At 70.4% G+C, this 25,127-nt stretch carries 25 protein-coding genes and 1 pseudogene; 8 read left to right on the forward strand and 18 right to left on the reverse strand.

Features of this window, described 5'->3' with window-relative positions; genetic code table 11:
* Positions 1–14: 14 nt before the first annotated feature.
* The 3 genes from DFR69_RS02535 to DFR69_RS02545 are packed head-to-tail and all read right to left on the reverse strand — an operon-like array spanning position 15 to position 2,553.
* A complete protein-coding gene (locus tag DFR69_RS02535; protein WP_110035745.1) occupies positions 15–851 on the reverse strand; it encodes a TrmH family RNA methyltransferase in 837 nt (278 codons plus the stop codon).
* Positions 848–1,783 carry a tRNA (adenosine(37)-N6)-dimethylallyltransferase MiaA gene (miaA, locus tag DFR69_RS02540; protein ID WP_110035746.1) on the reverse strand — a complete coding sequence of 312 codons (936 nt, stop codon included), beginning with the start codon at positions 1,781–1,783 and terminating at the stop codon, positions 848–850. Before miaA ends, DFR69_RS02535 begins: the two co-directional genes overlap by 4 nt.
* Positions 1,780–2,553, reverse strand: a complete 774-nt coding sequence (locus tag DFR69_RS02545; RefSeq protein WP_110035747.1) for a class III extradiol ring-cleavage dioxygenase family protein — start codon at positions 2,551–2,553, stop codon at positions 1,780–1,782. Before DFR69_RS02545 ends, miaA begins: the two co-directional genes overlap by 4 nt.
* Positions 2,554–2,816: 263 nt before the next feature.
* Here DFR69_RS02545 and DFR69_RS02550 point away from each other — a divergent pair, with 263 nt between their 5' ends.
* On the forward strand, positions 2,817–4,196 hold the full coding sequence (locus tag DFR69_RS02550) for a DUF349 domain-containing protein (RefSeq protein ID WP_110035748.1): 1,380 nt from the start codon (positions 2,817–2,819) through the stop codon (positions 4,194–4,196).
* A gap of 57 nt (positions 4,197–4,253) precedes the next feature.
* Here the strand turns inward: DFR69_RS02550 and DFR69_RS02555 are convergent, their stop codons facing one another.
* On the reverse strand, positions 4,254–4,832 hold the full coding sequence (locus DFR69_RS02555; RefSeq protein ID WP_110036107.1) for an Rv2732c family membrane protein: 579 nt from the start codon (positions 4,830–4,832) through the stop codon (positions 4,254–4,256).
* Positions 4,833–4,969: 137 nt separating this feature from the next.
* A complete protein-coding gene (gene miaB, locus DFR69_RS02560; protein ID WP_222596495.1) occupies positions 4,970–6,481 on the reverse strand; it encodes a tRNA (N6-isopentenyl adenosine(37)-C2)-methylthiotransferase MiaB in 1,512 nt (503 codons plus the stop codon).
* 279 nt (positions 6,482–6,760) lie between these two features.
* Between miaB and DFR69_RS02565 the strand changes: the two genes are divergently transcribed.
* The 4 genes from DFR69_RS02565 to DFR69_RS02580 all read left to right on the forward strand — a co-directional run bounded on the left by DFR69_RS02565 (position 6,761) and on the right by DFR69_RS02580 (position 10,003).
* A complete protein-coding gene (locus DFR69_RS02565) occupies positions 6,761–7,489 on the forward strand; it encodes an amino acid ABC transporter ATP-binding protein (RefSeq protein WP_110036108.1) in 729 nt (242 codons plus the stop codon).
* Between the two features lie 35 nt (positions 7,490–7,524).
* The gene (locus tag DFR69_RS02570) at positions 7,525–8,358 is read left to right on the forward strand and encodes a glutamate ABC transporter substrate-binding protein (RefSeq protein WP_110035750.1); all 834 of its coding nucleotides are present in this window, start codon (positions 7,525–7,527) and stop codon (positions 8,356–8,358) included.
* Positions 8,359–8,441: 83 nt separating this feature from the next.
* Positions 8,442–9,113: an amino acid ABC transporter permease gene (locus DFR69_RS02575; RefSeq protein WP_110035751.1), complete on the forward strand. Its 672-nt coding sequence runs from the start codon at positions 8,442–8,444 to the stop codon at positions 9,111–9,113.
* Entirely contained in the window at positions 9,110–10,003 is an 894-nt protein-coding gene (locus DFR69_RS02580) for an amino acid ABC transporter permease (RefSeq protein ID WP_110035752.1), read from the forward strand. The genes DFR69_RS02575 and DFR69_RS02580 overlap by 4 nt, the downstream gene beginning before the upstream one ends.
* A gap of 59 nt (positions 10,004–10,062) precedes the next feature.
* Here the strand turns inward: DFR69_RS02580 and DFR69_RS02585 are convergent, their stop codons facing one another.
* The 5 genes from DFR69_RS02585 to DFR69_RS02605 form a co-directional block, all read right to left on the reverse strand.
* On the reverse strand, positions 10,063–10,923 hold the full coding sequence (locus DFR69_RS02585; protein WP_110035753.1) for a 3-hydroxyacyl-CoA dehydrogenase: 861 nt from the start codon (positions 10,921–10,923) through the stop codon (positions 10,063–10,065).
* Positions 10,924–11,077: 154 nt separating this feature from the next.
* Positions 11,078–12,058 carry a glycine betaine ABC transporter substrate-binding protein gene (locus tag DFR69_RS02590; RefSeq protein WP_110035754.1) on the reverse strand — a complete coding sequence of 327 codons (981 nt, stop codon included), beginning with the start codon at positions 12,056–12,058 and terminating at the stop codon, positions 11,078–11,080.
* A complete protein-coding gene (locus tag DFR69_RS02595) occupies positions 12,055–12,858 on the reverse strand; it encodes an ABC transporter permease (RefSeq protein ID WP_186817393.1) in 804 nt (267 codons plus the stop codon). The genes DFR69_RS02590 and DFR69_RS02595 overlap by 4 nt, the downstream gene beginning before the upstream one ends.
* A complete protein-coding gene (locus tag DFR69_RS02600) occupies positions 12,855–14,033 on the reverse strand; it encodes an ABC transporter ATP-binding protein (RefSeq protein ID WP_110035755.1) in 1,179 nt (392 codons plus the stop codon). The genes DFR69_RS02595 and DFR69_RS02600 overlap by 4 nt, the downstream gene beginning before the upstream one ends.
* Positions 14,026–14,676, reverse strand: a complete 651-nt coding sequence (locus DFR69_RS02605) for an ABC transporter permease (protein ID WP_110036110.1) — start codon at positions 14,674–14,676, stop codon at positions 14,026–14,028. The genes DFR69_RS02600 and DFR69_RS02605 overlap by 8 nt, the downstream gene beginning before the upstream one ends.
* A 266-nt stretch (positions 14,677–14,942) precedes the next feature.
* On the opposite strand from DFR69_RS02605, the gene DFR69_RS02610 reads away from it, so the two are divergent.
* Positions 14,943–15,449: a GNAT family N-acetyltransferase gene (locus tag DFR69_RS02610; protein WP_110035756.1), complete on the forward strand. Its 507-nt coding sequence runs from the start codon at positions 14,943–14,945 to the stop codon at positions 15,447–15,449.
* Positions 15,450–15,978: 529 nt separating this feature from the next.
* Here the strand turns inward: DFR69_RS02610 and DFR69_RS34975 are convergent.
* The 3 genes and pseudogenes from DFR69_RS34975 to DFR69_RS34985 all read right to left on the reverse strand — a co-directional run.
* Positions 15,979–16,521 (reverse strand): annotated as a pseudogene (locus DFR69_RS34975) (regulatory protein RecX); the annotation flags it as partial.
* A gap of 412 nt (positions 16,522–16,933) precedes the next feature.
* On the reverse strand, positions 16,934–17,971 hold the full coding sequence (gene recA / locus DFR69_RS02625) for a recombinase RecA (protein ID WP_019048052.1): 1,038 nt from the start codon (positions 17,969–17,971) through the stop codon (positions 16,934–16,936).
* Between the two features lie 315 nt (positions 17,972–18,286).
* Positions 18,287–18,592, reverse strand: coding sequence for a hypothetical protein (locus DFR69_RS34985; RefSeq protein ID WP_244198086.1), 306 nt, complete (start codon positions 18,590–18,592; stop codon positions 18,287–18,289).
* On the opposite strand from DFR69_RS34985, the gene DFR69_RS35830 reads away from it, so the two are divergent.
* The gene (locus DFR69_RS35830; RefSeq protein WP_244198080.1) at positions 18,560–18,982 is read left to right on the forward strand and encodes a WYL domain-containing protein; all 423 of its coding nucleotides are present in this window, start codon (positions 18,560–18,562) and stop codon (positions 18,980–18,982) included. The genes DFR69_RS34985 and DFR69_RS35830 overlap by 33 nt on opposite strands.
* Here the strand turns inward: DFR69_RS35830 and DFR69_RS02635 are convergent.
* Positions 18,897–19,346 carry a nuclear transport factor 2 family protein gene (locus DFR69_RS02635; protein WP_110035757.1) on the reverse strand — a complete coding sequence of 150 codons (450 nt, stop codon included), beginning with the start codon at positions 19,344–19,346 and terminating at the stop codon, positions 18,897–18,899. The genes DFR69_RS35830 and DFR69_RS02635 overlap by 86 nt on opposite strands.
* A 126-nt stretch (positions 19,347–19,472) precedes the next feature.
* On the opposite strand from DFR69_RS02635, the gene DFR69_RS02640 reads away from it, so the two are divergent.
* Positions 19,473–19,988 (forward strand): CGNR zinc finger domain-containing protein, encoded by a 516-nt coding sequence (locus DFR69_RS02640; protein WP_110035758.1) that lies wholly within the window; start codon positions 19,473–19,475, stop codon positions 19,986–19,988.
* A gap of 7 nt (positions 19,989–19,995) precedes the next feature.
* Here DFR69_RS02640 and DFR69_RS02645 read toward each other — a convergent pair whose 3' ends face one another.
* The 4 genes from DFR69_RS02645 to DFR69_RS02660 form a co-directional block, all read right to left on the reverse strand.
* Positions 19,996–21,225, reverse strand: coding sequence for a phosphotransferase (locus tag DFR69_RS02645; RefSeq protein WP_110035759.1), 1,230 nt, complete (start codon positions 21,223–21,225; stop codon positions 19,996–19,998).
* A 7-nt stretch (positions 21,226–21,232) separates the two neighbouring features.
* Positions 21,233–21,424 carry a DUF3046 domain-containing protein gene (locus DFR69_RS02650; protein WP_110036111.1) on the reverse strand — a complete coding sequence of 64 codons (192 nt, stop codon included), beginning with the start codon at positions 21,422–21,424 and terminating at the stop codon, positions 21,233–21,235.
* Positions 21,425–21,856: 432 nt separating this feature from the next.
* Positions 21,857–23,269, reverse strand: a complete 1,413-nt coding sequence (locus tag DFR69_RS02655) for a phytoene desaturase family protein (protein ID WP_110035760.1) — start codon at positions 23,267–23,269, stop codon at positions 21,857–21,859.
* A gap of 40 nt (positions 23,270–23,309) precedes the next feature.
* Positions 23,310–25,121 (reverse strand): DUF3556 domain-containing protein, encoded by a 1,812-nt coding sequence (locus DFR69_RS02660; protein ID WP_110035761.1) that lies wholly within the window; start codon positions 25,119–25,121, stop codon positions 23,310–23,312.
* Between the last annotated feature and the right edge of the window lie 6 nt (positions 25,122–25,127).

Here is a 25,127-nt window from a genome sequence, read left to right on the forward strand (position 1 = left end):
CGTCGAGCGGCGCGCTACCGGGCGAAGGTGCGCCGCTGCCTGGCGATCTCGTAGAGGCTGATCGCCCCGGCCGAGGGCGCGCCGAGCGAGCTGGCGGTGCCGCCCATCGGAATGGTCACCAGGTCGTCGCAGGCCTCGGCCCAGGCCGTGCTCATCCCGGAGGTCTCGTTGCCGACCACCAGGATCGTGGCCTCGGTGAAGTCGTAGTCGTAGATGGTGCTCGGCGCGTGCTCGTCGGTGCCGACGATGCGGGTGGGGATGCCGCGCGCGACCTGTCGGTCCCGGAACTCGAGCACCTGGGCGGGTCCCGGGGCGCGCAGGACGGGTACTGCGAAGAGGGAGCCGGTGGAGGCCCGCACCGCCTGCGGGTCGAACTGGTCGGCGCCGTGCCCGGTGACGATCACCCCGGAGGCGCCGAAGGCGTCGGCCGAGCGGATCAGCGTGCCGAGGTTGCCCGGCGAGTTGGGGCGGTCGAACACCACGACGACGGGGGCGTCCTCGCCCGGCTCGCCCGGCGCGTAGTCGGCCAGCTCCGGCTGCCGCGAGACCGCGACCGCGACGATCTCCGGTGCACTGGCCGACTTCTCCCCCAGCTCGGCCATGAGTTCGGGCACCAGCCCGACCTGCGGCACCTCGGCGGTGTCGAGGACCTCGCGCGCCCAGCTCGACAGGTCGGGCCCGCCGAGCCGGTAGAGCAGCGTTTCCAGCGGCCAGTCGTTGGCCAGCGCCTGGGTGATCGGGCGCACGCCCTGCACGAGGAACCGGCCGTCGCGATGCCGCTTGGTCCGGTTGCTCAGGTAGGCCTGCCACACCTGCACCGAGGCGTTGCGGGTGCTCACTCGTCGCGTCACTGCGCTGTCTGTCCCATCTGGTCGTCGAGCAGTGCCAGCGCGGTCGCGGCGAGCTCGGGATCGGCGCCGTCGACCCAGGTCACCCGGGGATCGCGGCGGAACCACGACCGCTGCCTGCGCACGTACCGGCGGGTGCCGATCAGGGTGCGCTCGCGGGCGTGGGCGAGGTCGTACTCGCCGTCGAGATGGGCCAGCACCTGGGCGTAGCCGATCGCGCGGCGGGCGGTCTGGCCGTCGCGCAGCCCGATCTCGAGCAGGCCGCGCACCTCCTCGACCAGGCCGGTGTCGAACATCAGCGCGGTGCGCCGCTCGATGCGGGCGTCCAGCTCGGCGGTCTCGCGGTCGACGCCGAGGATGACGGTGTCCCAGCGCGGCGGGCCGATGGTCGGGGCCGAGGCCGCGAAGGGCTGTCCGGTCAGTTCGACCACCTCGAGCGCGCGCACCATCCGTCGGCCGTCGGTGGGCAGGATGGTGGCCGCGGCGACCGGGTCGGCCTGCTTCAGCGCCGCGTGGACCGCGTGCACGCCGCCCTCGGCGAGCACCGCCTCCCAGCGCGCCCTGACCTCCGGATCGGTCGCGGGGAAGTCCCACTGGTCCAGCAGCGCCTGGACGTACATCATCGAGCCGCCCACGATGACCGGCGTGCGGTCGCGGCCCAGGAGGTCTTCGACGATCGCGCTCGCGGCGCTCTGATACGCGGCGACGGTCGCGGTCTCGGTGACGTCGAGGACGTCGAGCAGGTGGTGGGTGATCCCGCGCCGCTGCGCGACCGGCAGCTTCGCGGTGCCCACGTCCATGCCGCGGTAGAGCTGCATCGCGTCGATGTTGACGATCTCGCCGTCGAGCCGCTGCGCCAGATCCAGCGCCAGATCGGACTTCCCGGTGGCCGTCGGTCCGACGACCGCGACGGGACGCACCTGCCGGCTCGTCACAGCTCGATCCCTTCCCGTCCACCCGGTTGCCACACGCTCACGTCGTAGCCGACCCCGAAGGGCGCGGCCTGATAGAGGGTACGCACCCGCGGATCGGCCGGATCGGCGGCGAACAGTCCGGCCAGCGCCTGATAGGCGGCCCTGCCCTCGATCAGCAGATCCGCGCACAGCGCCGGGTCGAGCGCGGCGAGCCCGGCCCGCGCACCGGCACGCAACGCGGCGTCGACGCGTTGCTGCTCCGGGGCCGCGCGCTCGTCGAGGTAGCCGGGCGCCTGCACCGTGAGGGTGGCCGCGCCGTCCCCGACGACGAGCACCGCGTGCGGGGCCGGGTCGGCGTCGAGTTCGGCGCGCAGCGCGGTGCCGATCCTGGCGCATTCGGCGGGCGCGGTGTCGGCGGCGAGCAGCCGCGCGGTGACCTCGACCCCGGGCGCGACCTGCTCCCGCAACCATCCGGCGATCAGGACCGGCAGCGGAAGCTGGGCGTCTGCCGGCGCCGGCTCGCGCGGCGCGGGGCCGAGCCCGACGACGACGTCGGCGCCGAAGCCGCGGAAGGTCCCTCTGGTCGTGGACGGGAAGTTCTGGTCGTGCGCGCCGACGCCGAGGACGGTCCAGCGCGCGGCCGACGCGGCGAGCGCGGTGGCCGCGTCCAAGGCGGCGGCGCGCAGCACCGCGACGGGGTCGTCGGGATCGCCGCCCGGCGCGCCGGGACGCCCACACAGTTCGGGCACCAGCAACGGCGGCGACGGGACCAGGGCCGCTATCGAGAACACGCCGTAACCGTAGCCGTAGCGCGGGCATCGTCCGGCATCCACCGCACTCCGGCGGGGGTGCGCTCCGCGAGTGTCCGGCGCGGCGATGCCCGCCGAGATTGCTAGTGTTTTCTGGTGCGACCACCCCCGCCGTTCGGGACGAAATCCCAGGAAATCCGGCATCCGATCCCTCGGATCGATGGTTTCCTCGGCCCGGACCGGGTTCAATGGGATGTGCTAGGGCGTAACCAGGCAGCCGTGACGCGCGGCAGGGACGGAGAGCAATGACCGACAGCAACGGAACCGCGAAGCCCACCCCCGGTCCGGGCCCGCGACCGTCCGGTACCCCCAAGCCCGGCGGCAAGCCCGCACGCGCGCCGAAGCCGCACGCCGTGAAACCGGCGCCGGGCCCCGACCAACCGCACCCGCACCCCGTCGTCGTGCCGACCGTCACCGACCCGAGCAAATGGGGCCGCGTCGACGAGGACGGCACCGCCTGGGTGAAGACCGCCGACGGCGAGCGCGTCGTCGGATCCTGGCAGGCCGGCGACGCCGCCGAGGGGCTGCAGCACTTCGGCCGCCGCTTCGACGACCTGGCCACCGAGGTCGCCCTGCTCGAGGCCCGGCTCGCCGCCGGCGCCGACGCGCGCAAGACCAAGGCCGCCGCGCTCGCGCTGGCCGAGTCGTTGCCCACCGCGGCCGTGATCGGCGACATCGAGGGCCTGGCCGCCCGGCTGCAGGCGATCACCGAGCACTCCGAGGAAGCCGCCGCGCACGCCAAGGAGGAGAAGGAACGCGCCAGGCACGAGCACACCGAGCGCAAGGAGGCGCTCGCCGCCGAGGCCGAGCAGATCGCCGCCGAGTCCACCCAGTGGAAGGCGGCGGGCGATCGGCTGCGCGAGATCCTCGACGAGTGGAAGTCCATCCGCGGCGTGGATCGCAAGGTCGACGACGCGCTGTGGAAGCGCTACTCCAAGGCCCGTGAGGCGTTCAACCGCCGCCGCGGCGCCCACTTCGCCGAGCTCGACCGGGAACGCGCCTCGGCGAAGACCCGCAAGGAAGAGCTGTGCGTGCGCGCCGAGGAGCTGTCCGGCTCCACCGACTGGTCCGGCACCGCCGCGGTGTTCCGCGATCTGCTCACCGAGTGGAAGGCCGCCGGACGCGCCCCGCGTGAGGCCGACGAGGCGCTGTGGCGCCGGTTCAAGAGCGCGCAGGACGTGTTCTTCGCCGCCCGCAACGCGGCGGTGTCCGAACGCGACGCCGAGTTCGAGCACAACGCCACCGCCAAGGAAGAGCTGCTGCGCGCCTACGAGCACATCGACCCGGCTACCGGGCTCGACGCCGCGCGTGCCGCGCTGCGCGAACTGCAGGACAAGTGGGACGCGATCGGCAAGGTGCCGCGCGAGCGGATGCAGGAGCTCGAGGGCAAGCTGCGCGCGATCGAGAAGCGCGTGCGCGATGCCGCCGACCAGCAGTGGCGGCGCACCGATCCGGAGGCCGTGGCCCGCGCGGCGCAGTTCCGGGAGCGGGTCGCCCAGTTCGAGGAGCAGGCCGCCAAGGCCACCGCGGCGGGCAAGAAGCGCGACGCGGAGAAGGCGCTCGAGCAGGCCAAGCAGTGGCGGGAATGGGCCGAGGCCGCCGAGGGCGCCGTCAGCAACAGGTAGCCGACAGACACGAAACCCCCGACCGATCCGGTCGGGGGTTTCGTCGTTCTCGGGGACCTATTCGCCGGTCAGGCGCTTGCGGTCGCGTTCCTCGGCCGCACGCGCGGCATTGCGGCGCTGTTCCTCGGCCGCCAGCTGAACCGCGGTGCGGCTCCACACCACGCGCACCCAGTGGAAGGTGAGCACCATGATCGCGATCGTGCCGAGGATCAGGCCGATCCCGGGGCCCGCGCCCTCGTAGTTGCCCAGGCCGGGGGTCTGCCGGTGCCAGATCGAGAGCACGCCGAAGACGCTGCCGACGGCCGAACCCGCGCAGGCCAGCCAGGCCAGCACCCAGCGTCGGGTGGTCAGGGCGAGCAGCGAGAAGCCGACACCGAAGACGATCACCAGCCACACGAAGATCCGCGAGGGCAGCCCGATGTGCTCGAGCCGCGCGGCGTCGGTGTTGAGCAGCACGTCGAAGCCACGCGCGGTGCCCGCGGTCGGCAGCACCAGCGAGATCAGCAGCGCGAACACCGCGCCCGCCACCACCAGCGCCCGCGCGCCGGGGTCGATCTCCCCGGCGATGCGGCGTTCCACCGCGTCGAGTTCGCCGCGGAACTGTTCGAATTCCTGGTCCTCGTCCACCCGGTTCACCGCGTTGTCACTCCTGTCGGCAGGCTGGTCGTCGCTGGGCGCGGGCGCGCCGGGTTCCACTGTGCCATCACCGGGAACCGCGCTCGCGTCCGACCCACTACTCCCGGTAGTAGATTCGGGCTCCTCGGCGGGAGGGTTCACGCCGAGCATCCCGTGGAGCAGCCGCTGACGGCAGGCTCGACGGTGACCGGCGCGCCGATCTTCGGCAGCCCGAGGCCGACGCCGATCGGTTCGGTCTTGGGCGTCACGCCGCGTTCGTGCGCGTCGCCTGCCCTGGTGCGCCGGTGCGACTTGACCACGCCGTCGGCGATGAGGTGGTGCGGCGCCGCCGCGGTGATGTCGACGGTGACGAGGTCGCCGGGCCGAATGCCCGCCGCGTCGCCGGGCCGGAAGTGCACCAGCCTGCCGTCGCGGGCCCGGCCGCTCATCCGGGCGGTGGCGGCGTTCTTCTTGCCCGCGCCCTCGGCCACCAGCAGTTCGACCTCGGTGCCGATCAGGGCCTGGTTCGCCTCCAGCGACACCTGCTCCTGCAGGGCGATCAGCCGGTCGTAGCGCTCCTGCACGACCGCCTTGGGCAGCTGATCGGGCAGTTCGGCGGCGGGCGTGCCGGGCCGCTTGGAGTACTGGAAGGTGTAGGCGCTGGTGAAGCGCGCCCGGCGCACCACGTCCAGCGTCTCCTGGAAGTCCTCCTCGGTCTCGCCGGGGAAGCCGACGATGATGTCGGTGGTGATCGAGGCGTGCGGCATGGCGGCCCGCACCTTGTCGATGATGCCGAGGAAGCGCTCCTTGCGGTAGGAGCGGCGCATCGCCTTGAGCACGCGGTCCGAGCCGGACTGCAACGGCATGTGCAGCTGCGGGCAGACATTGGGGGTCTGCGCCATCGCCTCGATGACGTCGTCGGTGAACTCGGCCGGATGCGGGGACGTGAAGCGCACGCGTTCGAGTCCCTCGATCCGCCCCGCCGCTCGCAGCAGCTGAGCGAAGGCGCCGCGATCGCGCGGCTGGTCGGGGTCGACGAAGTTCACGCCGTAGGAGTTCACGTTCTGGCCGAGCAGCGTCACCTCGAGCACGCCCTGGTCGACGAGCGCCTGCACCTCGGCGAGCACATCACCGGGGCGGCGGTCGACCTCCTTGCCGCGCAGGGCGGGCACGATGCAGAAGGTGCAGGTGTTGTTGCAGCCCACCGAGATCGACACCCAGCCCGCGTAGGCCGATTCGCGCTTGGCGGGCAGCGTCGACGGGAAGGCCTCGAGCGACTCGAGGATCTCGACCTGGGCCTGTTCGTTGTGCCTGGCCCGCTCCAGCAGCACCGGCAGCGAGCCGATGTTGTGGGTGCCGAACACCACGTCGACCCACGGTGCCTTGCGCACGACCGTCTCGCGGTCCTTCTGCGCCAGGCAGCCGCCGACGGCGATCTGCATGCCGGGGCGGCCCTGCTTGACCGGAGCCAGGTGACCGAGGGTGCCGTAGAGCTTGTTGTCGGCGTTCTCGCGCACCGCGCAGGTGTTGAAGACCACCAGATCGGGGGTCTGGTCGGGGTCGGCCTTCACATAGCCCGCGTCCTCGAGCAGGCCGGACAAGCGCTCGGAATCGTGCACGTTCATCTGGCAGCCGAAGGTGCGGACCTCGTAACTGCGCGCCTGGGTCACCGTGCGCTCCGTCGCGTCCTGTCCGTTCGAATCCACCCGTACAGGGTACGGCCACCAGCGCACGGGCCTGCGGCGCGGTCACCGTCGCACCGCTGTGGCCTGCGCGGCAAGCAAGCGGCGCCCAGGTTACCGGCGGGTGTCATCTCGGCGTGCCGCGACGGCGAGTCACGGAAAGCGGGGCAAATCTCCGAAGAACGCCTAAGGTTTCTGACCATGACCGACGACGCCGCACCCGCGACCGGGAAGGCCGACGCCGCAGCCACTGCCGGCGCGCCGCCGATGATCTCGATGCGCAACGTGGACAAACACTTCGGTGAGCTCCACGTTCTGCGCGACATCAACCTGGACGTGCCCCGCGGGCAGGTCGTGATCGTCCTCGGCCCCTCGGGCTCGGGGAAGTCCACGCTGTGCCGCACCATCAACAGACTCGAACCGATCGACTCCGGTGACATCGCCATCGACGGCGTCGCGCTGCCCGCCGAGGGCAAGGCGCTGGCCGCGCTGCGTGCCGAGGTGGGCATGGTGTTCCAGTCGTTCAATCTCTTCGCGCACAAGACGATTCTCGAGAACGTGATGCTCGCGCCGCTGAAGGTGCGCGGCGTCAAGAAGGACGAGGCGCGCAAGAAGGCCCTCGCCCTGCTCGACCGCGTCGGCATCGCCAACCAGGCCGACAAGTACCCCGCGCAGCTGTCCGGTGGCCAGCAGCAGCGTGTCGCCATCGCCCGCTCGCTGGCGATGGACCCCAAGGTGATGCTGTTCGACGAGCCGACCTCGGCGCTGGACCCGGAGATGGTCAACGAGGTGCTCGAAGTGATGGTCTCCCTGGCCAAGGAGGGCATGACCATGCTCGTCGTCACCCACGAGATGGGCTTCGCCCGCCGGGCGGGTGACCGGGTGTTGTTCATGGCCGACGGTGAGGTCGTCGAGGACACCGCGCCGGAGACCTTCTTCACCGCGCCCACCTCGGACCGCGCCAAGGACTTCCTCGGCAAAATTCTCAGTCACTGAGCCCACTCACACCATCACCAGGAGAAGGACACTCGATGAGGATCAATCGTGCGATGCGGGTCGGAATCGGCGCCGCGGCACTGGCATTGGCGGCCACGCTCACCGCTTGCGGCGGCGGCGACGAGGGCTCGGTGCTCGACCACGCCAAGGAAGGCAAGCTGACCGTCGGCATCAAGTTCGACCAGCCCGGTCTCGGCCTGCGCAACACCGACGGCACCTACAGCGGCCTCGATGTCGAGGTCTCCAAGTACGTCGCCGAGAAGCTGGGCGTCAAGCCGGAGAACATCGAATTCAAGGAAGCGCCCTCGGGCCAGCGCGAGACGCTGATCGAGAACGGTCAGGTCGACTTCATCGTCGCCACCTACTCGATCACCGATTCGCGTAAGCAGAAGGTCGATTTCGCCGGTCCGTACTACGTCGCGGGTCAGGACCTGCTGGTGCGGGCCGACAACACCGACATCACCGGCCCGGACTCGCTGGCGGGCAAGAAGGTGTGCTCGGTGAAGGGTTCCACCCCGGCCCAGAACATCCAGAAGAACTACCCGCAGGCGCAACTGCAGACCTACGACACGTACTCGCTGTGCATCGAGGCGCTGCGTGGCGGCGCGATCGACGCGGTCACCACCGACAACGTGATCCTGGCCGGTTACGCCGCGCAGGCGCCGGGCACCTACAAGCTGGTGAACAAGACCTTCACCACCGAGAACTACGGCATCGGCCTGAAGAAGGGCGATTCGGAGGGCCGGGGCAAGATCAACGACGCGATCGAGGCGATGATCGCCGACGGCGCCTGGAAGGCGGCGCTGGAGAAGTCCTTCGCCGGAACCGGTTTCGCGATCCCGCAGCCGCCGACCGTCGACCGCTACTGATCGACACCGCCGCGGTGGCCCGGAAGCCACCGCGGCGGTGAACTCCCGCTTGCCCTTTCACATCGATCGGAGGACGCGCGTCCGTGTTCGACCTGATCTCGAGGTATGACTCCGAAATCCTCGACGCCTTCTGGGTGACCATCAAGCTGACGTTCTTCTCGGCGATCGGCGCCCTGGTCATCGGCACCCTCGTCGCGGCCATGCGCGTGTCCCCGATTCCGGTGGCCCGCTGGATCGGCACCGCCTACGTGTCGATCTTCCGCAACACCCCGCTGACCCTGATCATCGTGTTCTGCTCGCTGGGCCTCTACACCACGCTCGGCTGGAAGCTGGCCGGTGATTCGCTGGCGGACAACAACTACCGCTGGGCGATCGTCGGCCTCAGCGTCTACACCGCGGCCTTCGTCTGCGAATCGCTGCGCTCGGGCATCAACACCGTGCCGCTGGGCCAGTCCGAGGCCGGGCGCTCGCTGGGCTTCGGGTTCGCCCAGAACCTGCGCCTGGTGGTGCTGCCGCAGGCGTTCCGCGCGGTCATCGCGCCGCTGGGCAGCGTCCTGATCGCGCTGACGAAGAACTCCACGATCGCCTCGGCGATCGGTGTCGGCGAGGCCGCCCTGTTGATGAGCACGATGAACGAGAACGAGGCCGCGGTGCTCGCGATCGGTGCGATCTTCGCGCTCGGCTTCGTCATTCTCACCCTGCCGACCGGCTTGTTCTTCGGCTGGCTGGCCAAGCGATACGAGGTGGCCCGATGAGTGCGAGCGCTTCGGTTCTCTTCGACGCGCCCGGCCCCAAGGCCCGGGTCAGGCACGGCATCTACTCGGTGCTGGTCCTGCTCGCGCTGGTCGCCTTCGGCTGGGTGCTGTTCGACGCGTTCGACGAGAAGGGCCAGTTCACCGCGGCCAAATGGGAACCGTTCCTGGACTCGGGTGTCTGGGAGACCTATCTGCTGCCCGGTCTGCAGGGCACGTTGACGGCGGCGGCGATCTCGATCGTCGGCGCGCTGATCTTCGGCATGATCTTCGGCATCCTGCGGCTGTCGGATCACCGGTGGGTGCGCTGGACCGCGGGCGCGATCGTCGAACTGGCGCGTGCGATCCCGGTGCTGATCCTGATGATCTTCCTGTTCGCGGTGTTCGGCGACTACAAGGTGTTCCGCTCCGATGATCTGGCCCTGGCGGCCGTGGTCATCGCGCTGATCATCTACAACGCCTCGGTCATCGCGGAGATCGTCCGGGCGGGTATCCGCTCGCTGCCCAAGGGGCAGACCGAGGCCGCGGTGGCGCTGGGTCTGCGCAAGTCGCAGCTGATGCGGCTGATCCTGCTGCCGCAGGCCGTCACGGCGATGTTGCCCGCGCTGGTCTCGCAGATGGTGGTCGTCCTCAAGGACACCGCGCTCGGCTACCAGATCACCTATGTGGAGCTGGTTCGTTCGGCGCAGCAGGAGGGCGCGTCGCAGCAGAACACGATCCCCGCGCTGATGGTTGTCGCGCTGATCATGATCTCGCTCAACATCGCGCTGACCTTCCTGGCCACCACGTTGGAGAAGCGGCTGCGGTCGCGGCGCAAGAAGGGCGGCGCCGTCCTGGCCGCCGATTCGATCGTCACCGACGCAGCGCCCGGCGTCGACATCGGCAAGAAGTAGCACGAAGCGAACAGTGGCCCGGTCCGCACGGACCGGGCCACTGTCGTGTCCGCGCCGGGCTACTTCGGGTAGGTGTAGAACCCCTCCCCGGTGGCAGCGCCGAGCTTGCCCTTGTCGATGTAGTTCTCCTTGAGCCAGGCGGCGAGTTTCTTGTGGGCGTCGCTGCCGTTGATCAGGATGTTGTACGGGGTGGTCAACCCGACGATGTCGAGGATCTGGAACGGACCCATCGGCGCGCCGGTCGCGATGCGCCAGGTCTCGTCGACCGCAGCCGGTTCAGCGTAGCCGCCCGCGGCGAGTTCGATGCCGGAGTTGAGGAACGGCACCAGCAGCGAGTTGAGGACGTACCCCGCCTTCTCCTTGTGCAGTTCGATCGGCACCATGCCGATGGCTTTCGCGAACGCCGCCACCGCAGTGAACACCGCCGGATCGGTCCGCTCGGTGCCCATCACCTCCGCCGTGTTGAACTTCCACACGTGGTTGGCGAAGTGCAGCGCCAGGAAGCGATCGGGCCGTCCGGTGTAGTCGGCGATGTCGCTGGGCAGCAGCGTCGAGGAGTTGGTGGCGAACACGGTCCGCTCGGGGGCGAGCGTGCCGAGCTTCTCGTAGAGGTCGCGTTTGATCTCGAGGACCTCCGGGACGGCCTCGATGATCAGGTCGGCCTCGGCCGCGGCGGTCGCGAGATCGGCGGTGAGGGTGATCCCGGCCGTGGTCGCCGCCGTGTTGTCCGCGTCGGCGCCGTCCACGTCCTGCTGATACACCTGGGCCAGGCCGTCGAAGCGTTTCCTGGCGGCCGTGAGGGCCTCGTCGTCGATGTCGTAGGCGGTGACGTCGAACCCGTGGAACGCGGTCTGGAAGGCGATCTGGGAACCGAGCACTCCCGTGCCGAGGACCGTCACCTTGCGGAATTCGTTGGCCATGCGTCTCCTCCCGTTCGGGAAGCGGATCCCCCGTACCGCTCCGCGCCAGCGGCGGCCGGTCCCGGCCACCGCTGTCCATCATGGCCCTGCGGTGCCGCCGCGCTCGACGGTGCGGCGGTCACAGTTCGGCCACCGGCCCCGGGCGTGGAGTCCCTCAGCCCGGGGTGACGAGCCCCTCGGCGACCATCCAGTCGCGGGCGACGTCGGCGGGTTCGCGGCCCTCGATGTCGACCTGGCGGTTGAGTTCGGTGATCACCTCGTTGGTCAGGCGCGCCGAGATCGGCGCCATGATCTGGGCGACCTGCGGATGCGCGGCGGCGAAGTCGCCGTGCATCACCACCGCGGCGTTGTACTTCGGGAAGAAGCCGCGATCGTCGACCAGCAATACCAGGTCGAGGGCGGGGATGCGCCCGTCGGTGGCCGCGACCGAGCCGAAGCGGCACTGATTCGCGTCGGCCGTGGCCTGGTAGACCAGCGCATCCTGGACGATCTGCTTCTGGACCCTGGGCACGTCGATACCGTATTTGCGGGCCATCCCCGGGTAGCCGTCCTGGCGCACGTTGAACTCGGTCCCCACACAGGTGGCGGCCATGGCGGGATCCTTCGCGATCAGCGCCGCGTAGTCCGAGAGGGTGCGAACCCCGGTCTCCTCGGCGGTGCGACGGCTGGTGACGAGGGCGTAGGTGTTGTTCATCGGCGCCATGGCCGTCCACACCATGTTGTGCTGGGCGAGGTCGGCGTCGCGCACGAGTTCGAACTGGCGGCGCTCGTCCGGTTCGGGTGTCTCGTTGCCCAGGTAGTTGATCCAGCCGGTGCCGGTGTAGTCGTAGGCGATGTCGACCTGGCCGAGCAGCTGGGCGTCCCGCAGGCTGTTGGAGCCCTGGATGTTGGTCAGGTCGCGCACGTTCGCGCCGGCGGCGGTGAGGGCGAATTCGATCAGGTAGCCGTGGATGTTGGCCTCGGTGAAGTCCTTGGAGCCCACCGTCACCGCGACGCCGTCGAGTTCGGGGACCGGCCGGATGCTGCCTGGCCCCACCGGCAGCGGCACCGAACCACCGGACTGCAGGCCACAACTCGCCAGTAGCACGACACCGATTACCGGGACCAGCCCGCGTACCCATCGGGTGATCCTCACCGCAACCCCCTCGGTCCGAGGAACTGTTCGGCCAGCGCGCCGAGCCAGTCGACGAACAGCGCCAGCGCGACGGCGAGCACCGCGCCCAGCGTGAGCGTCACGGTGTCGCGCAGTTTGTAGCCGGTGTCGATCAGGATGCCGAGCCCGCCCGCGCTCACCAGGAACGACAGTGTCGCGGTGCCGACCGCCAGCACCAGCGCGGTGCGCAAACCGGCCAGGATGTAGGGCACGGCGAGGGGGAACTCGATGCGCCGCAGGACCTGTGCCGCCGACATGCCCTGCCCGCGCCCGGCGTCGACGAGCGCGGGATCCACTTCCTGATAGCCGAGGATCGTGTTGCGCAGCACCGGCAGCAGCGAGCAGAAGGCGATGGGCGCCACCCCCACCCAGAAGCCAGTGGTCCGGGTGATCAGGTAGCACAGCACGATCAGGCCGATGGCGGGCGCCGAGGCCCCGATATTGGCGATGCCGACGAAGATCGGGGCGAGACGGCGGAATCGGGGCCGGGTGAGCAGCGTGCCCAGCGGCACCGCCACGGCGACCACGATCAGCACCACGGCCGCGGTGATCAGCACGTGCTGCCAGGTGACGGTGGCGATGTTGCCCGGGTTCACGCTGGCCTGCTGGGTGAGCGTGAGGTCGCGCCGGAACGCCCACACCAGCACGCCGACGGTGAGGATCAGCACGATCACCGGCTGCACCAGCAGGCGCAGGAATTCGGCGCGGCGCTGGGCCGCCGGTGCGGCGACGGCGGCGGGGCGGTCAACGAGCGGCTTCGGCTGAGCGGTCGCGGCCGTCATGCCGACGCCGTTTCGGTGGTGCTCGCGGCCGCGAGGTGCTGGATCAATGTGTCGGTCGTGACCAGTCCCGCGTAGGCGCCGCCGCCGTCGACGACGAGGGCGGACGCCGTGCGTTCGGTGAGCAGGATCGCGAGGGCGTCCTGCAGTGTCGCGTCGGCGGGTACCGTCGCGCTGATCGGGGTGCCGCGATCGTGGAGCGAATCCGCGTGGGCGAGTTCGGCTTCGGTGACGCGGCGCAGCGGGCGGCGGTGCTCGTCGAGGACGACGGCCCAGTCGTGCTCGCTCGCGCGTAGGGTCGCGGCCAGCTCGGCCGGGGCGGTGTCCGCCTCGACGGCGACGCCCTGGGCCAGCTCGAGGTCGGCCAGGACGGCGAGGCCGAGCCGGTCGATGGTGGCGGTGGCGCCGACGAAGCCGGCGACGGTGTCGTCGGCGGGCGCGGCCAGGATCGCGGCCGGGGTGTCGTATTGCAGGATGCGGGAGCGGTCGCCGAGGACGGCGATCCGGTCGCCGAGTTTGACGGCTTCGCCGAAGTCGTGGGTGACGAAGACGATGGTCTTGCCGAGTTCGCCCTGCAGGCGCAGCAATTCGTCCTGCAGCAGCGCGCGGGTGATCGGGTCGACGGCGCCGAACGGTTCGTCCATCAGCAGCACCGGCGGGTCGGCGGCCAACGCGCGCGCGACGCCGACGCGCTGCTGCTGACCGCCGGAGAGCTGGCGCGGGTAGCGGTTCCGGTACACGCCCGGGTCGAGTCCGACCAGCTCGAGCATCTCGTCGACACGGGCGGTGGTGCGCCGACGATCCCAGCCGAGCAGCCCGGGCACCGTGGCGATGTTCTTGGCCACGGTCAGGTGCGGGAACAACCCGGCCTGCTGGATGGAGTAGCCGATGCCACGGCGCAGGTCGTCGGCGTCGATCGAGGCGGCGTCGCGTCCACCGATGGTGACGGTGCCCGACGTCGGCTCGATCAGCCGGTTGATCATCCGCATCGTGGTGGTCTTGCCGCAGCCCGAGGGACCGACCAGGACGACGATCTCGCCGGCGGGGATGGTCAGGGAGACCTCGTCGACCGCCGGATCTGCTTGTTCCGGATAGCGTTTGGTGACGCGGTCCAGGACGATCTCGACGCCGGAGACCGCGCCGGTCCCGCTCGCGATGGTGGTTTCGGTGTCAGTCACGGATTCCCCTCGAGATGGTGAGCCGTCCGAGCAGAAGCAAGACGCCGTCGAGCGCGAGTGCGAGCACGACGATGAGGACGGTGCCGGTGAGTGCCTGCGGCACCGCGTTGGGACTGCCGAGGCGCGAGAGCCCCGAGAAGATCAGGTTTCCGAGCCCGGGGCCTTTCGCGTAGGCCGCCAGGGCCAGGATGCCCATGATCATCTGGGTGCTGACCCGCATGCCTGCCAGGATCGAGGGCCAGGCCAGCGGCAGCTCGACGGCGGTGAGCAACCGCAGCCGGTTCATCCCGACGCCGCGCGCCGCGTCGACGACAGCCGGGTCGACGGCGGAGAGCCCGAGCACCGTGTTGCGCAGGATCGGCAGCAGGGCGTAGAGCACCAGCGCCACGATCGTCGGCCCGACACCGAGCCCCAGGAACGGGATCAGCAGACCGAGCAGCGCGAACGACGGGACCGTGAGGATGGCACCCGCGGTGGCGGTCGCGGCGGCGGACCCGAGCGGGCTCCGGTACACCAGCACGCCGACGAGGACCGCGATGAGCGTGGCCAGCACCAGCGACTGCACCACGGCCGACACGTGCAGATACGAATCGACCAGCAACTGTTCCCGCCGGTTCACCACGAACGTCCACAACGCGTCCAGGGTCCACCTCCCCGTCGTCCGGCGGCCGCACGCGGCCCTGTCCCGGAATGCCCACCCCATCCACGGGTGAAACACCCCGTCCCCACACCCCGCCACACCGTGCGGCGCCCAATCCGCCTGCGCACAACCAGGTTTCATCGGCGCCGAGCCATCCTACGCCGCGTTCCTCCCCCGCGCGGCGGTTCACTTCTCCCGCTCCACAGTTCCCTCGGCCGCATCGTCCACGTTCCCCGTCGTGGGCCGGGCCGACTGGCTACAGTCGCGAGGTGCCCGACCTGATCGCACCGACCACGCGGCTGCGCCGCGCCTGGCTCGACGCACACGCCGAATGGGGTCCCGGCCCTCACGAGGACGGGTTCGGGCTGACCCCGGCCGACGACGTCGTCTCCCCCGTCGGCTTCGCCACCTGGGTGCACCGGCTGGCCGACGAGTCGAGGCGGACGACCTACCGCTGGATCGTCGACGACCACCGGGTGCTCGGTGGCATCGCGCTGCGCCACGACCTCGACGACCACGTACGGTCCGTAGGCCACATCGGCTTCGGCATCCGCCCGTCGGCCCGTCGCCGCGGACTCGCGGGCTGGGCGTTGGAGCGCATGATCGACCACGCCCGGCAACTGGGCATCGACCGGCTCCTGCTCGTCTGCGCCGCGGACAACATCGCGTCCGCCACGACGATCCAGCGCCAGGGCGGCGTCCTCGAAGGGATCCGCGACACCGCGCTGGGCCCCGCCCGGCGCTACTGGATCACGCTCGAGCCGCCGATCGATTGACACTCCCCCGCCCGGTCGACCGGAGTCATCGGGTGCGGCCCGACCGCACGCGTCGAACTCAGCGACCCTGTTCGGCCAGTTCGGCTTTCACGACCGCATACGCGGTGGACGGGTCGTAGCCGCGCCGCGCGAGCATGTCGACCAGGCGGCGGGTGGCCTTCGCGCGGCCGAGGTCGGCAGGCATGGCGCGGAGTTTGCGGCGGACCAGGTCCACGGCGTCCTGTTCGTCCCCGGGGACAGGGCGTGCGCGGTGACGGCGCGCGGTGTCGTCGGGCTCGGCGTCGTCCGGGCCCACGTCGGCGGTCGGCGTCGCGGCGCGGAACCCACCCCCGCCGCGCGACCAGCCCCCGGCCTGCCGACGGGCCGGTCCGGCGCCCTGACGCACATCCTCCTCCCGACGTCCGTCGACGCCGTCGTCCTCGGCGTGCATCCCGTCGTCCCCACTGCCCTCGGCATCGGCGTCTCCCGGCGCCGGAACCTCCGGCTGCCCCGAACCTGGTCGGCGGGCTTCCGACGGCGCCCGGACGAAACCCGCCTCGGCGAGTTCGGCGGAGACCACGGCGAAGGCGGTCGACTGGTCGTAGCCACGGCGGGCGAGCATGCCGACGAGTCGGCGAACCGCCTTGTCGCGGTCCAGATCCCGCGGCAGGGTCGGCACCTTGCGGCGGACGAGGTCGGTCGCGCGGGCGCGTTCGGCGTCGTCGGTGACGACCGCCAGCGCGTTCTCGGCGTCGGCCGGGGCGACGCCCTTGTCGCGGAGTTCGCGCTGCAGCGCGCGTTTGCCCCGACCGGAGTACGTGTGCCGTTCGTGTACCCACTGTTCGGCGAAGGAACTGTCGTCGACGAGGCCGACCTCGGCGAGCCGATCGAGCGCCGCCTCGGTCACCTCGACCCGGAAGCCCTTCTCCCCGAGCCGTTTCGCCAGCTCGGCACGACTGCGCGCACGCACGGCCAGCAGGTTCAGGCAGGCGTCTTTGGCCTGGTCGACGGTCGCCGCGGGCCGGTCGCCCGGGGCGAGCCGGCGTGTGCCGGCTCGCCGGTCGGGCTCTCCCGGCTGGGATCCGGCCGCCACCGGATCCACCTGTCGTCCATTGTCACCACCGACGCCGGTCGACAGGGAGTCTTCCTCGCGCCGCGCGGATCTGCGTCCGCGGCGGGCACGGCGAGGTCGTGCCTCGCTCCCCCACTCTTCATGATCATCCACAGTCCGCGCAGCGGAATGGGGTGAATGATCACCTTCGGCGAATCCGGTCGGGTGCGCGCGCTGCGGATCGCCCGCACCCGACCGAATTCCCTTCGCGTCCGGGACGGCTCGTTCGTCACGAGCCGAACGGACGAGTTCGGAAGCCGGCTCCCGCCCGCGCGGCTCCGCGAGCGACGGCGGCGGCACCTCGATTCCGAGGCGGGCCAGCTGTCGTCGCATGTCCTCGACCGGATCGGCCGAGTCGCGGGGCGCGCGGCCGGAGTTCGGCGTGCGCATCGACTCAGAAGTCGGCAGGTGCGTCGGCCTCGGCGGTCAGATCGGCGCCGATGCCCAGCTTCTCCTTGATCTTCTTCTCGATCTCGTCGCGCACATCGGTGTTCTCCAGCAGGAACTTCCGGGCGTTCTCCTTGCCCTGGCCCAGCTGATCGCCCTCGTAGGTGTACCAGGAGCCCGACTTGCGGATGAAGCCGTGCTCGACGCCCATGTCGATGAGCGAGCCCTCCTTGGAGATGCCCTGGCCGTAGAGGATGTCGAACTCGGCCTGCTTGAACGGCGGGCTCACCTTGTTCTTGACGACCTTCACACGGGTGCGGTTGCCGACCGCGTCGCTGCCGTCCTTGAGGGTCTCGATGCGGCGCACGTCCAGGCGCACGGAGGCGTAGAACTTCAGCGCCTTACCACCGGTGGTGGTCTCGGGCGAGCCGAACATCACGCCGATCTTCTCGCGTAGTTGGTTGATGAAGATGGCGGTGGTGCCCGAGCTGTTGAGCGCACCGGTCATCTTGCGCAGCGCCTGACTCATGAGGCGGGCCTGCAGGCCGACGTGGCTGTCGCCCATCTCGCCCTCGATCTCGGCGCGCGGCACCAGGGCGGCGACGGAGTCGATGACGATGATGTCGATGGCGCCGGAGCGCACCAGCATGTCGGCGATCTCGAGCGCCTGCTCACCGGTGTCCGGCTGGGAGACCAGCAGCGCGTCGGTGTCGACGCCCAGCTTGCGGGCGTAGTCGGGGTCGAGCGCGTGCTCGGCGTCGATGAAGGCGGCGACGCCGCCCGCGGCCTGGGCGTTGGCCACCGCGTGCAGGGCGACGGTGGTCTTACCCGAGGATTCCGGGCCGTAGATCTCGACGACGCGACCACGCGGCAGACCGCCGATGCCGAGCGCGACGTCGAGCGCGATGGAGCCGGTCGGGATGACGGAGATGGGCTGGCGGGCCTCCTCGCCCAGGCGCATGACCGCGCCCTTGCCGAAGCTCTTCTCCACCTGCGCCAGTGCCAGCTCCAGCGCTTTGTCGCGATCGTAGGCCTGCGGTGCCATGATGTGGTCCCCTTCTCGAGGTGAGTGTCTCTCTGGTTGGCGCCCACAGTAGAGGCCGGCACCGACAAGTTCTGGCGCCCAGATTAGTCGAACACCCATTCGAGTCAAGCGACGCGCCCGGGGACACGCACGACACCCACCACGACCCAGCGATTGACAGCCCAGCGCCTATCGCGGAGGCGGGACCGAGTCGTCGCCGTCGGCGCGTGCCGCCCTGTCGATGGCCGCGGCGGTGACGGGGGCCGCCTCGGCGTCGACCCACGTACCGTGCGGCGATACGTGGATCATCTGACCGCCCTGGACGTGCCCGTGGAATCAGTGCGTGGCCGATACGGCGGCTACCGCCTCGCGCCCGGATACCGACTGCCGCCGCTCATGTTCAGCGACGACGAAGCACTGGCCGTCCTGCTCGGCCTGATCCTCGGCCGCCGAGCCGGATTGACGACGGCACAACACACCGCGAACGAGACAGCCTCGGGAAAGATCCGGCGAGTGTTGCCCAAGCGCCTCGCCGAACGGCTCGTCACACTCCTCGACGTGCTCGCCTTCACGGACCGCCCCGGCGAGTTCGGCACACCGGCGGCGGGGATGCTGCTCACCATCGCCGACGCGGTGCGTCACCACCGACCGATCTCGATCCGCTACACGGACCGCCACGGACGACACAGCGAGCGCACAGTGCACGCCCATGGGATCGTGGCCCACTCCGGCCGGTCGCGATCTCGTCACCGCACTCGCCACCCGTCTCGCGTTCAACGCGGGCCGAGCCCGACCGCAGGAGTTGGCGTCAGGGTCGCCACCGGGTGGTCCGCCCGTCGACTGAGATCGCGGAGCGCGTCTTCGTCACCGGCCGCGCCACAGACAGCGCGCCGGTCGAGCGTTGCGGAGCAGGCGGCCTGTCGCGACGCCGATCAACGGCCGGCGCCTACCGCTGGGGCAGGACCGAGTCGTCACCCTCGGCACGGGGGCCGAAGATCCGGCGCTCCGATTCCGCGATGCGGACGTCGTTGATGCTGGCCTCGCGGCGGGCCATCCGGCCGTCGGGCGCGAACTCCCACTGCTCGTTGCCGTAGCTGCGCCACCACTGCCCGGCCTCGTCGTGCCATTCGTACTGGAAGCGCACGGCGATGTGGTTGTCGTGGAAGGCCCACAGGTCCTTGCGCAGCGCGTAGCCGTTCTCGACCGACCACTTGCGGGTGAGGAACTCGACGATGGCGGCGTGGCCGGTGAAGAACTCGTCGCGATTGCGCCAGACCGAGTCCTCGGTGTACGCGGCGGCGACCCGTTCGGGATCCCTGGTGTTCCAGGCGTTTTCGGCGGCCAGCACCTTGGCGCGCGCGGAGTCGAGGTCGAACGGGGGCAGTGGCGGTCGCACGGGGAACCCTCCCGGAATCTTAACTATCTAACCGTTGTTTACAGGTTAGACAGTAGGGTGACCGGGCACGGCCGTCAACCCGTGCGGACACGACAGTGGTCAGGAGTCGAGTTGGTAGCCTCAGGCATGCGCGATCCCCGTCCGCACACCGGCGAACCGCCGGCGCTGGACCTGCTCAACACCCGGTGGGCGGGCGCGGCGCCGGGCGATCTGCTCACCGATCTCGACGGGCTGCGGTTGTGGCTCGAACTCACCGATCTCGCCGACCGCGTCCCCGTCGACGAACACACGCTCAACGCCCTGCACGCCGCGCGCGACGCCGTGCACGCGGCGGTGACCAGCGGCGAGTACGCCGCGCTGAACCGCGTGCTGGAACATGGGCGACTGCGCCGCGAACTCACCGACGAGGGCCCGCGCTCGGTTCCCGAGGTCACCGATCCGGCCTGGTTGCCCGGCTGGCTGGCCGCCGACAACCTGCTGCACCTGATCGCCGAGGCGCCGCACCGGATCCGCCAGTGCGCCCACCCCGACTGCGTGCTGTTCTTCTACGACACCTCCAAGAACGGCACCCGCCGCTGGCACTCCATGGCGACCTGCGGCAATCGCACCAAAGCCGCCCGGCACTACGCCAAGACCAGCTGAGCGGTGCTCAGAACAGTTCGTCGAGCAGCCGGTAGTAGTCGAGTTTCGCGCGCTCGGGCGCGGTGAGCCCGTAGGCGGTGAAGAAGGCCACCACCGCCTCGACGCCGAAGTCACCGGACAGGTCGCGTTCGGCCAGCGCGAGATCGCGGTAGCGATCGGCCCTGCCCAGGGCGCCGACATCGATCACGGTCCCGCCCGCCAGCACATTGCCCGGGGTGAAGTCGCCGTGGGTGACGACCAGATCCTCCCCGTCCGGACGCTGGGTGACCAGGCGCTCGTGGACGGTCTCGGGCGTGAGCTCGCGGTGGTCGCCGTCGAAGTCGGCGTTGTCGACGAAACCCTCCACGACATTGCGCCGCGCCTGGGCGAGGGTCACCTCGAGGCGGGCGTCGAACGGGCAGTCCGCGACGGGCAGCTCGTGCAGCGCGCGCAGGGTCCGGCCGAGCAGGGCGCCCACCTCGGCCGGGTCGCCGGTGGCCTCGGCGAGTGATCGCGTGCCCGTGTCGGCGAGCACCAGGACGTCCTCGGCGAACGCGGCGACCTCGGGCACGGCGATGCCGTTGTCCCGCAACCAGTTCAGGCGCTCGTATTCGGCCACGGCACGCGGGCCGCGCTTGATCCAGTAGCCCCCGGCGCGGACGAGATTGCCGCCACGGCCTTCGTGGTCGTCGGACCAGGCCGGCGTCTCGCCGAGCAGGGCGGCGATCGGCGGCGGCAGCGGCAGTGCCAGCTCCGCGAGGTGGTCGAGGGCCGCGCGGGTGGACTCGATGAGTTCGGAATCGCCCTCGGCCACCCGCAGCCGCATGGCGACATTGAGCAGGTCACGCGCCTCGTTCGGCCGGTGCTGTTCGGCCAGCGACTTGCCCAGGTGGTGGGCGGCGAAGGAGACGAGTTCGGGATCGTCGAGGGCGCGACTGGCCTCGAGCGCGCGCCGGTACAGGAGCTCGGCGCGGGTGGCCTCACCCTGGTAGCGGTACACGTCGGCGAGGTTGATCCAGACGGTGATCCGTCTGCCCTCGGTGTCGGCCAGCGCCAGCGCCTGGTCGAGCCGGTCCAGTGCCTCCTCGTGGCGGCCGAGCAGCATCAGCGCGATGCCGAGCCTGCGCAGCCCGCCGAAATCGCCGGGATCGGCGACGGCGACCCTGGCCGCGAGGGTCTCGGGGTCGGCCGGGATCATCCGCAGCCGTTCGTCGAAGCGATAGGGCCGCTCGGTGCCCGGGTTTGCTGTCACGGCCATGTCCTGCTCACCATCGTGATCGGGGAACATCGAATTCGGCGCAGAGCGCGCGCCACACGTCGCGGGGATCGACACCTGCCTCGATGGCATCGGCGCCGGTGCGCCCCAGGGCCGGAAGGACATGATCGGCGAGCATCGCGTCGGCCCGGTGAACGCCGAACTCGGTGTGCATCAGCTCGTGGAACTCGGTCAATCGCACGATTCCCAAGATACTCGCGCCCGGCGACCCGCGTCACCGCGCGGCGATCGCCCGCCACCGCGCCCGAGACGTCCTACCGGCCCGCGCGGCGTGGACTCCCGGTAGCCCTGCCATCGACCGCGGCCCACCGCACCGGCGGCGGATCAGCTGGCGAGGGGCGCGGCATCCGGTGGCTTGCCCCCCACGGCCACGCCACCGGAATAGCCCAATGTCACGGCACCCCGCGGCACAGTCCCGCGACCTGGCTGTGTCAGCGCACTCGGTGCAATGCCTCGCCCCGGCGACCATACCCACCGGGCTGTGTCGCGCGTACTCAGCGCTGCGCACACCCCCAGCACGGTCTTGCGACCAAGCCGATCGCGCGGTGTCAGCGCACTCGGCGCAATGCCCCGCCCCGCGGCCCGGTCCCGCGACCAGGCCGATCGCGCTGGATCAGCGCAACCGCCGCAGTGCCCGCTCGGCGGCGTTGGCTCCGCACATGCCGTGCGCGCCGGGTCCCGGCGGTGTCGCCGCCGAACACAGGTAGTGACCGGGCACGCCGATGTCGTAGGGCTGCAGGGTCTTTCGCGGACCGAAGACCAGCTGCGGAATATCCTTGGCGCCGGTCATGATGTTGCCGCCGACGTAATTCGGGTTGCCCGTGGCGAATTCGGCCGTGGAACACGTGGACATGCCGACCACCCGCTCGCGGAAGCCCGGCGCGAACCGTTCGAGCTGGGCGATGATCGCGCCGGTGGCGTCGCCGGTGTAGCCGTGGGGCACATGGGCATAGGTCCAGACGGGGTGCACGTCACCGACCGAGCGGGCCGGGTCGGCGAGGTATTGCTGGCCGACCAGGACGAAGGGCCGCTCCGGCATCCGCCCGGCATGGATGTCCCGCTCCCCCGCCGCGATCTCGGCGAACGTGCCGCCCAGGTGGACGGTGCCCGCGCGCCGCGCCGCCGCCGCCGTCCACGGCACCCCGCCCTGCACGGCGAAGTCCACCTTGAAGGCACCGGGCCCGTAGCGGAACCGGCGGTAGGCCCGCGCGACGCGGGCGGGCAGCCGGTCGCCCAGAATCCGCGCGACGGCGGTCGGCGCGAGATCCCAGACGACGATCTCCGAGGGCGGCAGGTCGGCGAGCGAGTCCACCCGCACGCCGGTCTCGATCTTGCCCCCGTGCTCGCCCAGTGCCGCCGCCATGGCGTCGGCGATTCGCTGCGATCCCCCCTCGGCCACCGCCCACCCGTACCGATGCCCGGCGGTGAGGATGCCGAGGCCGATGCTGGCACTCAACGGCCGGTTCAGCGGATGGAAGGCGTGGGCGGCGACACCGCCGAACAGGGCCCTCCCCGGCTCGCCCCGGAAGGCCGCCGCCAGCCAGGTGGCCGGCGCGGTCGCGGGAATCCCGAAGCGCGCCAGTCGCACCGGATGGCGCGGGATCCGCAGCAGCGGCCGCATGATGTCGGCGCCGGTCTGCTCGTACCCGGCGACCGGCCCCTCGAACAGGCGCCGCCACAACCCGCCGTCGGCGCCGAGGCCGTCGGCGGTCGCGGCGACCGAGCGGTGCAGTACGCCGGCGCTGCCGTCGTCGAGCGGGTGCACGCAGTCGAGTTCGGCGTGCGCCCACCGCAATCCGTAGCGCCCCGGATCGATCCCGCGCAGGAAGGGCGAGCCGACCGCCATCGGATGGATGGCCGAGCAGTGGTCGTGCAGCAGGCCGGGCACGATCGCCTCGCTGGATCGGGTGCCGCCGCCGATGGTGTCGGCCGCCTCGAGCACCGTCACCGTCAGCCCGGCCCTGGCCAGGGTGATCGCCGCCGCGAGCCCGTTGGGTCCGCTGCCGACCACTGTCGCCGTTGTCATCGACTCGTCCTTCGTTCGTCGGGTCCGGGGTGATACCAGGCTATTCGGCGGGCTGGACCGCGGGGCGCGTCACCGGCGCGGCCGTGTCGGCCACGTCTTCACGGCGCCAGGTGACCCGCAGCGGGATCGGACCGTCGGGCAACCACGGCTGTGCCTCGAGCGCGTCGGCGACGTTCCAGGTGCCGCGTTCGATCACCCCCAGCGCGGCATCGACCACCATGTATTCCTGGGTGCCCTTGTGGATGGGCTGCGACTCCACCCAGACCACGATCCACTCGCCGGGCTCGAAGCCGACGCGCGATTGGACGGCGGTGATGAGGTCGAGGTTGTGCAGGTGCCCGTCGCCGAAGTTGAACCCGATCAGCGAGTTGCAGGCGAACTCCGCCTCGCGCACGGTCCAGCGGTCGAGGTCGGGAATGTGCTTGTACAGCAGCGAGAACAGGCCGCGCCCCTGGCTGTGCATGGAGCGCCAGCCGATGGTCTGCTGCATGGTGATCTCGGCGACCGCGGGTTCATAGCCCATGGCCATGAGCTGATCGAGCTGATTCACGGTCGGGCGATGCTCGAGGGTGTTGAGCTTGGCTTCGGCGCCCGGCGCGAAGGCCCACAGCGCCGAGGCCCAGTTACCGGCGTATTGGCGCATGGACGGCAGGAATGAGACCAGGTCGGGACGCAGGTTGCCCAGCACGGGGAAGAAGGCCAGCGCGGCGGCGATCGCCAAGGTCAGCCACGGGGAGGACATGTCGAAGACGCCGTAGCCGTCGGCGTTCGGGAAACCGAGGAACAGGAACACCGTCAGGTAGGCGAACAGGATGTTCCATTCCAGCGGAACCGCCAGCGGGAAGGTGGAGGTGATGAACAGGTGGAACACCACCATCATCGCCGCCCCGGCCAAGGTCAGCCAGTGGTTCGTCGAGAAGAGCAGCACGATCGGGGTGATCACCTCGACGGTGGTGCCGCCGACATGCGCCATGAACGAGGCCACCCCGGACGGGCGGATATCACGCGGGAAATCCCGGTAGTGCGCGCGCTTGATCGAGGTGAACGGCATCGAGGGGCTGTTGGAGATCATCGGCGGCACCACATTGGTGAAATGCTTGCCGAATTTCGACACCCCGGCGCCGACCCACACGATCACGATCAGCAATTTGGCCGCGACGATCATATCGGTGAACGGCAGGACCGCGAAGAACACCAGCGCGGGCAGGTACTGCTCGCCCCGCGCGGCCAGGAAGATCGTCTTGTCCCGCAGCCCGCACAGGATGTACAGCACGACCGGGGCGATCAGCAGGGCGGGGCGAACCAGCCCGGAGGTGTTGTCGGGCAGTCGTTCCAGCAGTGCCGCAGTGGTTCGGCCGGGCGCGAGAAGTGCCAGGGAAAGGGTGGCGAGGAAACCGGCGTAGAGGAGCACGTCCAGCGCGGTGCGGGTGTCACCGTTGGTGAACGGCACCCGGTGCCAGGGCCGCAGCCGGATGGTGCCGGGGCGCGCGAAGAACAGCAGGCCACCGGTCATCGGCTTGAACTTGCCCGCGAGCGGCCCCCAGGATCCGGCGACGCCGATCGCCTCGAGGAGCACCGTCCACAGCACCAGTTTCTGGTAGACGATCGGCTCGTTCCACCAGGCGCCGATATCCCAGAACGGCCCGGCCCCTGAGGTCGCCGTCGCGATGAGAACACCGCCGAAGATATACAGCACCAACAATTTCAGCACGTAGACCGTGTGGATCATCTTCGGTGAACCGAAGCCGTATTCGACCCAGTGCAGCGCCAGTGTCCGCATTCGTTCCCGCAGCGGCAGATCCAGAAATGTCGCCGTGTCCACCGGCGGGAAATCAGGTGTCTTGAACCCCATTGTCCG

The sequence above is a fragment of the Nocardia neocaledoniensis genome (assembly GCF_003182135.1).
GTDB lineage: Bacteria > Actinomycetota > Actinomycetes > Mycobacteriales > Mycobacteriaceae > Nocardia > Nocardia neocaledoniensis.